The organism is Streptomyces sp. W16 (genome assembly GCF_033194735.1).
Taxonomy (GTDB): domain Bacteria; phylum Actinomycetota; class Actinomycetes; order Streptomycetales; family Streptomycetaceae; genus Streptomyces.
Genome location: NZ_JAWOAI010000017.1, coordinates 31,687 through 41,443, shown reverse-complemented (window position 1 = coordinate 41,443; position 9,757 = coordinate 31,687). Strand labels below are relative to the sequence as shown.

Below are 9,757 nucleotides of genomic sequence, written 5' to 3'. Positions count from 1 at the left end.
CGGTCGCGCCGGGTGCGGCGGGGACCTGGCCAAGGCGCGCGGCCAGGCTGGTCACGGTCGGATGGCGGAACAGCTCCGACACCTTCAGCGACTCGTTGCCCGGCTCTTCGGTGAGCAGCTGGTGAACCTGCATCAGCAGCACGGACGTACCCCCGAGATCGAAGAAGTTGTCGTCGCGTCCGATGCCCTCGCGATGGAGCACCTGCTGCCAGACGGCCGCCACCCGCCGTTCATGAGCGCTCAGCGCCACGGAGCCGCGGGGCTCGGTCCGTGGCACCGCGCTCGTGAACTGTCGGGACAGCTGGGCGCGGTCGACCTTCTGGCTGGCGTTGAGCGGGAACGAGTCGAAGAACCCCACCTGGGTGGGCAGCATGTAGGGCGGCAGCGAGGAGCGCAGCTCGGCTTTCAGACCGCCTTCCGTCAGCTGCGCCCCCGGCTCCGGAATCACACAGGCGACGAGGCGGCTGTCGCCCACCCCGGCACCGAGGACCAGTGCCGTCGACCTTCTGACACCGGGCACCATGTCCAGCCGGGCCTCCACGTCCTCAAGCTCGACGCGGTACCCGCTGATCTTGACCTGGTTGTCGACGCGTCCGAGGATCTCCAGCAGCCCCCGGGAGTTGACCCGCGCCAGATCGCCGGTGCGGTACAGCCTGCCCTGGGCCTCGAAGGGGCTGTCCAGGAAGCGTTCCCCGGTCAGTTCCGGCTGGTTGAGGTAGCCGCGGGCGACGCACTGTCCGCCGACGTACAGCTCGCCGGTGAACTCCGGTGGCACCGGGTGCCCGTGCTCGTCGAGTACATAGACCTGTGTGTTCGCCAGCGGCAGCCCGACCGGCACTCCGGCGGAGGCGCAGTCCTCAGCCCCGACGCGCTGCGCGGTGACCCAGACCGTGGTCTCCGCCGGGCCGTACATGTTCCACAACGTGCCGCACCACTCCCGGGCGGTCCGGGCGAGCGGCGCGGGCAGGAGCTCACCGCACGAGAAGACGTGCTGCAGCGCCAGGTCCCGCGCCCCGCTCCTGCGCACCACGGCCGACAGGCCGTGCAGGGCGGAGGGAGTCTGGACCAGGTGGGTGACCCGTTCCTCGGCGAGCAGCGCATGGAAGAGGTCGGGCGAGCGGGCCGTGGTCGACGGCACGACGACCAGGCAGGCGCCGGCCAGCAGAGTGCCCCACAGCTCCCAGACCGACAGGTCGAAGCCGGTCGAGTGGAAGAGTGCCCCGACTGCGGTCTCGTCCACGACGACGTGCTCCCGCATGGCTTCGAGCAGGCTCAGCACATTGCCGTGCTCGACATCGATCCCCTTGGGCGTCCCCGTCGATCCGGAGGTGTAGACGGTGTACGCCACGTCGCCGACGCCCGGCAGTTCGCCCTGGCCGCCGGCCGGGGGCAGTTCGGTCTCCGACATGACCAGGGTTCGCGCAGCCGAGCCGTCCAGCATGTCGGCCAGCTTCGGCTGGGTGAGCACCACGCGCGCTTCGCTGTCGTCGAGGACGGCCTGGCACCGGGCCGCGGGGTACGAGGGGTCGAGGACCACGTAGGCCGCTTGCGCCCGCTGGACCGCGACGATGGCGACCACCGTGTCGAGCGAGGGTTCGAGCAACAGGGCCACGCGGCTGCCGGGCCCGACCCCTTCGGCGCGCAGCTTGGCGGTCCAACGCCCCGCCAGCTCGTCGAGTTCGGCGTAGGTGAGCTGGGTTCCGTCGTAGCGCACCGCTGTCCGGCCGCCGTGCTTCTCAGCGGCCTGCAGGAACCGGGCCGCCAGGCTGTCGTCCGCCGCGAAGGTCACTTCGGTGGAATGCCGGTTGATGCCGTGGCCGGCAATGTCCAGTGCCGTCAGGTCCGCCACGTCGCGGTCGGGGCCCGCGACCGCGGCGTCCAGCAGGGTCAGATAGTGCTCGGTCGCGCAGCGGGCCGCCGCTGCGGAGAAGACGGATTTGCGGTACTTGAGCACCCCGACGAGCCGGTCGCCGTCGTGCACGACTTCGAGTACGAGCTCCAGCTGGTCATTCTGCTGGGCCAGCCGGAACGGCACCGCGCTCAGCCCGGCCCAGGCGACCGGGGTGGCGTCCTCGTCGGCCACGTACAGGCCGGCGTGCGCGGGATACCGGCTGGGCTTCTGGTAGCTGAACATCGCCTGGAAGATCGGGTTGCGGTCGTCGACCCGGCGCGGTGCCAGCTCGCTGACGAGCAGCTCGAACGGATAGTCCTGGTGCTCCAGCGCCTCTGCCACCGTGCGGCGGGTCCGGCCGAGCTGCTCCCGGAACGACACCGGGTCGCTCAGATCGGCACGCAGCACGACGGGATTGACGAAGTTCCCGACGCACTCGGCCATCGCCGGGTCCGTCCGGCCGGCGACCGGAGTCCCCACCAGCACGTCCCGCTGTCCCGTGTAGCGGCCGACCAGCAGCTGGAAGGCCGTCAGCAGGACGGCGTAGGGAGTGACCCCCTCGTCCTTGGCCAGCGCGAACACGGCGTGGGCGAGCTCGGCGGGGAAGGGGAACACGATCGATTCGCCCCCGCCGACGTCCTCCGGGTCGAGATCGAACCGAGGCCATTCGGCCGGTTCGAGCTGACCGGAGAGCTGAGCGTGCCAGTAGGCGCGCGCCCTGGCGCCCCTCTCGCCGTCGATCAGCCCACGCTGGTACGCGACGAATTCGGGGTAGGGGACATTGCGGCCGGGCAGCTGTGCCGGACGCCGTTCGGCCTCCGCGAGGTAGAGCTGCTCAAGCTCCTCCAGCACGACGCCCAGCGACCAGAAGTCGCACACCACGTGGTGGACGGCCAGCAGGACGACGGCCTCGCCCTCGGCCACCAGGTACACGCGTACCCGGATCGGCGGCCCGGTCACGAGGTCGAACGGCTCTCGGTAGGCGCCGTGTACCGCCTCGTGGAGCTGCTGGTCGCCCCACTGACGGGCGTCCAGCTCGGCGATGTCGGGCTCCAGCCACCCGTGCACCGTCTGGCGGCCCGTGCTGTCGTCCTGGCCCGTGCCCACGCGGTCGAAGGTGGTGCGCAGGGCCGCGTGCCGCCCGACGAGCGACTGGACGGCGACGGAGAACGCCGCGGAGTCGAACCCACCGGTGAACCGCGCGGTGAAGGCGACGTTGTAGGAGGCGCTGTCGGGCTTGATCTGGTGCAGCATCAGCAGCGACCGCTGGGCGTACGAGAGCGGGTGGTCGGTGCGTGCCTGGCCGGCCCGCGATCGGAGCACGCTCTCCAGCCTCTTGCGGATTTCGTAGTCGGTCACGGCAATCAGTCCTCGGTCGGGCGGACGGATTCCTGAGCGGCCAGCCAGGGCAGGAGCAGCTGGATCTGGTCCTCGGTGAGCGTGTCGAGAGAGGCCAGGAGCTGTTCCGCCTCCCGCGGCGAGAAGGGCTGGGCGTCGACCGCGACCGGTTCCGCGTCGACCGGGACCGCCTCGGACGGCGTGTCGCGCGACAGACGGTCGGCCAGCTCGTCGACGAGCAGCCGCAGGGCTTTGCCTTCGAGGAGACCCGTGAGCGGCAGGTCGATGTCGAGGTCGCGGAAGATCTGGCCACGGATCTCCACGGCCAGCAGCGAGTCGAGGCCGGCCTCCTGGAGCGAGAGGTCCTCGTCGACCGCGGCCTCGGACATGCCGAGGCGGACGGCCAGCATGACGCGCAGGTATTCCAGTACCAGCTCGCGGCGACGTTCGGGCGTGGCGTCGGGCCAGTCCCGGCGCAGCCGTCTGCCCGCGTCCGCGCCGCCTAGGGCCGAGTGCTTCGGCTCCTCGTCCGCAACAACGGCTCGTCCGCCGGGGAACCGGGCCAGATAGCGGGACCAGTCCACGCGGAAGACGCCGTACTGGCCGCCGGGGCCGGCCAGGAGCCGGTCGAGTGCGGCGAAGGCCTGCTCGGACTCCAGAGGTGTGAACCCGCTGTCCAGGAGCCGGTCCTGCAGACGCCGGCTCAGCCGCGCGACCATGCCTGTCTCCCACGGTCCCCAGTTGATGCTGAGGGCGGGCAGGTCCAGTCCCCGCCGGTAGTGCGCCAGTCCGTCGAGGAAGGCGTTGGCGGCCGCGTAGTGGGCCTGCCCGGGCGCGCCGAGCAGCGCGGTCGTAGAGGAGAAGAGGATGAAGTGCTCAAGATCGATGCCCAGGGTGGCGCGGTGCAGGTGCCAGCCACCCGCCACCTTCGGGTCGAGCACCGCCTGGAAGCGGTCCCAGGTCAGCCGGGGTAGTACGGCGTCATCGAGCACGCCGGCCGCGTGGACGACCCCCTTGAGTCCGCCCCACTCCCGCCCCGCACGCTCGACCAACTGCTTGACCGCGGTCTCGTCCGTCACGTCCAGGGCGACCGGAGTGACCCGCAGCCCGGACCGCTCCAGCTCGCGGATCTGCTCCGCGACCGGCCTGTCGGGGACCCGGCGCGAGGCGAGCACTACGTGGCGCACCCCGCTCCGGGACAGCCACGCGGCGGTGCGCAGACCGAGCGCGCCGGTCCCGCCGGTGATCAGATAGCACCCGTCCGCGCTGAGCCGGCTCCGCCGTGCCGTCGGGCTCGACTCGCGGCGCAGCACAGGCTGATGGACCTTGCCGTCCCGGATCGCGGTCTCCGTCGGCGCGTCGGCCGGGGCGAGGACCTCGGGGAGCATGCGCAGCGCGCCGGAGAGGTCCCGCGGGTCCGCGTCGACCAGCCGCACGTTCAGCTGAGGCGCTTCCAGTGCCGCGGTCCTGCCCAGGCCCCACAGCATCGAACCGTACGGATCGCAGACTTCGGCAGGCTCGTGCACGGCCACCGCCCCGCGGGTGAGCAGCACCAGGGAACCGGGTGTCCAGCCCGCGTGTTCGGCGGCCTGGACGAGTGCGGGCACGCTTGCGCAGGCGGCCCGCGTCTCCTGTCCGGCCGAGCCGAGCTCGTCCAGACCGAGGCAGTGCAGGATGCTCGCGGGCCCGGTCTCGCGGAAGAGCCGCGCGAGGCCCTCGGGATCGGCGAGGTCCAGGGCGTATCGGCGATCGTCGTACCGGGCGAAGGTCTCGCCCACCTCGGCGATCACGCAGCGGCTCCCGCTCGCCTCCAGCGCTGTGACCGCGTGCCGCCACTGCCCCTGGCGGTCGGCGAGCACTATCCACGGTCCGGTCGCGGGGGACGCGCCGTCGACCGCCGTGCTCGGCTCCCACTTCTCCCGGTAGATCTGCGCCTCGGCCTCCGGCCGGGCCGACTCGTCGCGTGCGGCCGGGCGGAAGGACACCGCCCTCAGTTCGAGGCCGAGGAGTTCGAGCAGCGGGTTGCCCTCGTGGTCGGTGAGCGAGACGTCGGCCACCGCCCGCGAGGCATCGGCCGTGCGGTGGCGGATGAACGCGACACCGGATTCCGTCGCGTTGCGGGACGCGTGGAACACGGCCCGTTCTATCCGGAACGGCAGCAGCACTCCGTCCTCGGGCGCCTTTCGTACGATCCGTGCCGCGATCGCCAGCTGGACGCAGGAGTCGAGCAGCGCCATCGTCCGTTCCCGCGGCGAGGAAGCGGCGAAGCGGAGGTCGCCCGTGCTGTCCTCGCCGGCCAGGCGCAGCTCCTCGATCCATCGGAACGCCGGACCGAACCGGAAACCGTTCGCCTCGAACTGCGGGTAGAGCTCGGCCGCGGAGAGCGGCAGGCCGACGCGGTAGTCGGAGGGTTCCGTCCGCGCCCGGGCCGACGCGATGGTGGCGACCTGCTGTATCCGCCCCTCTGCGTGCACCTGCCACGCATCGTCGGCGAGCGGGGTATCGCCACGCGTCAGACCGAGCGACTGTGCGACGAACCTGCCCTCCCCGGCCGGGGTGAGCACGAGCTGGACCCGGCGTTCGGTCTCCGCGACCTCCAGGGCACGCGGGAAGACCAGGTCCTCGACGACCGCTGCGGACTCGGCGGCCACCGCCTCTACGAAGCACGCCGTGTGGTAGGCCCCCGGCACGACCAGGCGGCCGGAGATCTCGTGATCGGCGAGCGCACGGGGGGCCGTCGCGGCCACGGTCGTCTCGTAACGCCGCTGCGCGGACTGAGGCAGGGCGAGCCTGCTCAGCGCGGGCAGGTGACGGGCCGCCGAGGTGGACGGTACGGCGTCGGCGCGGGTCGGCGCTGGTGCGATCCAGTGCCGGGTCCGGGCGAAGGGGTACAGGGGGGCGGGCACCTTGCCGGCGCGGAACGGCGCGTAGTACGCGTCCCAGTCGACCGGTGCCTGGGCTCGTTCCAGACGGGCCAAGTGCGCGAGAACCGTGGCCAGGTCCGGGTTCTTGGCGGACAGACCCGGGAGCCAGACCCTGTCGCCGTCGGACTGGGCGCGGCCCGAGGTGGTGAGGGTCCGGCCGGGGCCCACTTCGAGGAGCGCCGTGCATCCCGCGGCGAGCAGCCCGCCGATGCCGGACGCGAACCTGACCGGCGAGGTGAGCTGGCGTCCCCAGTACCGCGCGCCGAGTTCTTCACCGGACGCCCAGGTGCCGGTGAGGTTCAGCATCATCGGAATGGCCGGGGGCCGGTGCGTGACCCGCTCGGCCGCGGCGATCAGGGCCGGTACGGCGTCGGCGACCAGGGACGAGTGGAATGCGTGGGTCGTCTCCAGGGGGATCGTCCCCCAGCGCCGCTGTCGGAACTCGGCTTCCAGCTCGCTCGTTTCGCGGTCCGAGCCCGAGACGGTGACCCGCTCCGGCGCGTTGTACGCGGCTATCGCCGCCGAGCCGCCCTGCGCCTCGACCAGCCGCTCCAACTCGGCCACGTCCGTGCAGCCCACGGCGAGCATCCGGCCGCCGCCGGGAACAGCCGCGAAGGCGCGGCCACGTTCGCAGACCAGCTCAAGGCCTTCCTCAGGAGTGAACACCCCGGCCACGCAGGCGGCCGCGAACTCACCCAGGCTGTGCCCGAGCACCGCGTCCGGCCGCACCCCGCACGAGGCCCAGAACTCCGCCAGCGCGATCTGGAGGAGGAAGACCGCGGGCTGGAGCAGTTCGGCGCGCGCCTGCAGCGCCGGGTCGGCGAACACGTCGAGCGGATCGACTCCGGTCAGACGGCGGAAGAGTTCCGCGTGCCGGTCCACCGCCGCGCGGAACGCCGGGTGCTCGCGGTGGAGTTCGACGCCCATGCCGCCGTACTCGGAGCTCTGGCCGGGGAAGAGGAACGCGGTTCTCGGCCTGGCGCGCGCGGATTCGCCGGCGTCCGCCTGCCCGGTCCCGTCACGCAGCCACGACTCGATGCGCTCGGCGGCCGTCTGCCCGGTGTCGGCGAGCACACTGAACCGGTGCCGCATCGGGCGTCGTCCGGCATGGCTGGTGTAGGCCAGGTCCGTCAGGTCCGCGCCGGGTTCCCGCAGGCGGCTCGCCCACTGCCCGGCCATGTCCCGCAGTGCCTCCGCGCTCTTCGCGCTGATCGTGACCAGGTCATGTCCCGGACGCTCGGGCTTCGGGGCGGGTTCCGGCGCCTGTTCGAGCACGGCGAACGCGTTGGTGCCGCCGATACCCAGAGAGTTGACCGCCGCACGGCGCGGGGATCCGGGCAACGGCAGCGGCTGCGTGTTGACGAACAGTCCCGATCCGTCCAGGCGGAGCCGGGGGCTCGGCGCCGCGAAGTACGGGCTCGGCGGGATCAGGCCCCGGTGCAGGGCCAGCACGGCCTTGATCAGGCCGGCGATGCCCGATGCCGCCTCCATGTGCCCGATCAGGGCCTTCACCGAGCCGATGGCGACGGGGGTGTCATGGCCGAAGAGCTTCTTGAGCGCGCCGATCTCGGTGGGGTCGCCGAGCGGCACACCGGTGCCGTGTGCCTCGATGTAGCCGATGGTCGCGGGATCGACGCCGGAGACGTCGAACGCCTGGCGCATCGCGGCCAGCTGGCCGGGCAGGCTGGCGGCGCCGTAACTGGCCTTGCCACCACCGTCGTTGTTGATCGCGGTGCCGAGGACGGTGGCGTAGACGGTGTCGCCGTCGCGCAGCGCGTCGGCGAGCGGTTTGAGGACGACGGCGCCCACTCCGCTGCCGAAGATCGTTCCCTGCGAGCTGGCGTCGAACGGCCGGCAGCGGCCGTCGGGGGACAGGATCCCGCCACGACGGTGCCAGTACCCGGCCGCGGGAAGGCGAATGTTCACGCCGCCGGCCAGCGCCGCCTCGCACTCGCCGCGCAGCAGACTCTGGCAGGCGAGGTGCACCGCGACCAGTGAGGTGGAGCAGGCCGTCTGTACCGTCAGGCTGGGCCCGGTCAGATTGAGCTTGTACGAGACCCGGGTGGCGAGGAAGTCCTTGTCGGACCCGAGCTGTTCGAGCGAGGCCGTCGGGTCGGCCGGTGGCCCGGAACTGCCCAGCACCTCGGGAAGGTAGCTGGTGAGGACTCCGCCACTGCCGGCGAAGACACCGACCGGGGCACCCGCGTCGGCCGACGAGCGCAGACCGGCGTTCTCCAGGGCGTGCCAGCACGTTTCGAGGAAGATGCGGTGCTGCGGGTCCATGACCGCGGCCTCGCGGCCGGAGATGTCGAAGAAGGCCGCGTCGAAGAGGTCGACGTCGTCGATCGAGGCGGTCGCCTTGACGTAGTCGGGGGCCTTGAGCCACTCCGGGTCGGCACCGCCGCGCAGCAGCTCCTCGTCGTCGAGGTCGCGGATCGACTCGCGGCCGGCCAGGACGGCGTCCCAGAACTCGTCCACGTTCGCCGCTCCGGGGAATCGCGCCGCGAGGCCGATGACGGCGATCGGGCTGCCGCCCGCCTCCCGCGGTGTCATGAAAGCTCTCCGGCGCCGAGCCAGGCCTGGTCGGCCGGGTCGTACGCTTCCAGCAGGTCGCCGACCGTGCGCACAGCGGTGATGGGCACCTCGTCGGAGAACGGGTCACTGTCCAGCTCGATCTCCAGTACGGCGACGAGCCGGGCGAGTTGCAGCGACGTCAGACCGAGCTGATCGACGAGCAGTTGGTCCTCGTCCAAGCGGTCGACCGGTCCGGCCGTCTCGCTCAGGATCTCGCGCAGTACGGCCTTGACCGTCTCCCGCTTGTTCATTTCGAAATCACACTCCCCTTCACATGTGTCCCGGTGCCCGCGATCGGGACTCAGCAGGTGTAGCCGCCGTCGACGGTGATGGTCTGGCCGGTGATGAAGCTCGCCGCAGGCGAGGAGAGGAATCGGATGACGCCGAGCACGTCCTTCACCGAGCCGAGCCGGCCGAGCGGTGTCCGGCGCACGATGCGGCGGCGCTGGTCATCGCCGATGCCGGCGGTCATCTCGCTGTCGAAATAGCCGGGGGCAACGCTGACCACGCGGACCCCGGCAGGGCCGACCTCTCGGGCCAGACCCCGGGTCAGCCCGTCGAGCGCCGCCTTCGCCGCGCCGTACACCGCGACACCGGTCTGCCCGCGCAGCGCGTTGATCGACGACAGATTGATCACCACACCGTCCCGGCGGGCGAGCATCGGCTTGAGGCAGGCCCGGGTGAGCAGGATCGGAAGTGTCAGGTTGGTCCGCAGCGCGGCTTCGATCGCCGTCGCCGAGCTCAGCGTCAACAGGCCCTCGAATCCGACCGCGGCGTTGTTCACCAGCACGTCGATCCGGCGGTGGTGGCGCGCGACCGCGCGGACGAACTCCTCCACCCCCGAGGCATCCGTCCCGTCGAGAGCGGACCAGGACAACGAGTCGGGTCCGGCCGACTCACGCAGCGCGGTCAGTTCGGAGGACTCCTTCCGGCTGAAGGTCTCCACGCGGTATCCGCGCGTCAGGAAGTCCGTCACGAGCGCCAGTCCCAGACCGCGGCTGCCGCCGCTGACGACTGCCACCGGACGCTG

The 9,757-nt window shown here is 71.7% G+C and carries 4 protein-coding genes; all 4 read right to left on the bottom strand.

Going from position 1 to position 9,757, the window contains the following annotated elements:
- Positions 1–3,250 (bottom strand): non-ribosomal peptide synthetase (locus tag R6V09_RS04095; RefSeq protein WP_317879949.1); only part of this gene is annotated, 3,250 nt, incomplete at its 3' end.
- 5 nt (positions 3,251–3,255) lie between these two features.
- A complete protein-coding gene (locus R6V09_RS04090; protein ID WP_317879948.1) occupies positions 3,256–8,706 on the bottom strand; it encodes a type I polyketide synthase in 5,451 nt (1,816 codons plus the stop codon).
- Positions 8,703–8,978, bottom strand: coding sequence for an acyl carrier protein (locus tag R6V09_RS04085; protein ID WP_317879947.1), 276 nt, complete (start codon positions 8,976–8,978; stop codon positions 8,703–8,705). The genes R6V09_RS04090 and R6V09_RS04085 overlap by 4 nt, the downstream gene beginning before the upstream one ends.
- A 50-nt stretch (positions 8,979–9,028) precedes the next feature.
- Positions 9,029–9,748: an SDR family NAD(P)-dependent oxidoreductase gene (locus R6V09_RS04080; protein WP_317879946.1), complete on the bottom strand. Its 720-nt coding sequence runs from the start codon at positions 9,746–9,748 to the stop codon at positions 9,029–9,031.
- Positions 9,749–9,757: the final 9 nt, after the last annotated feature.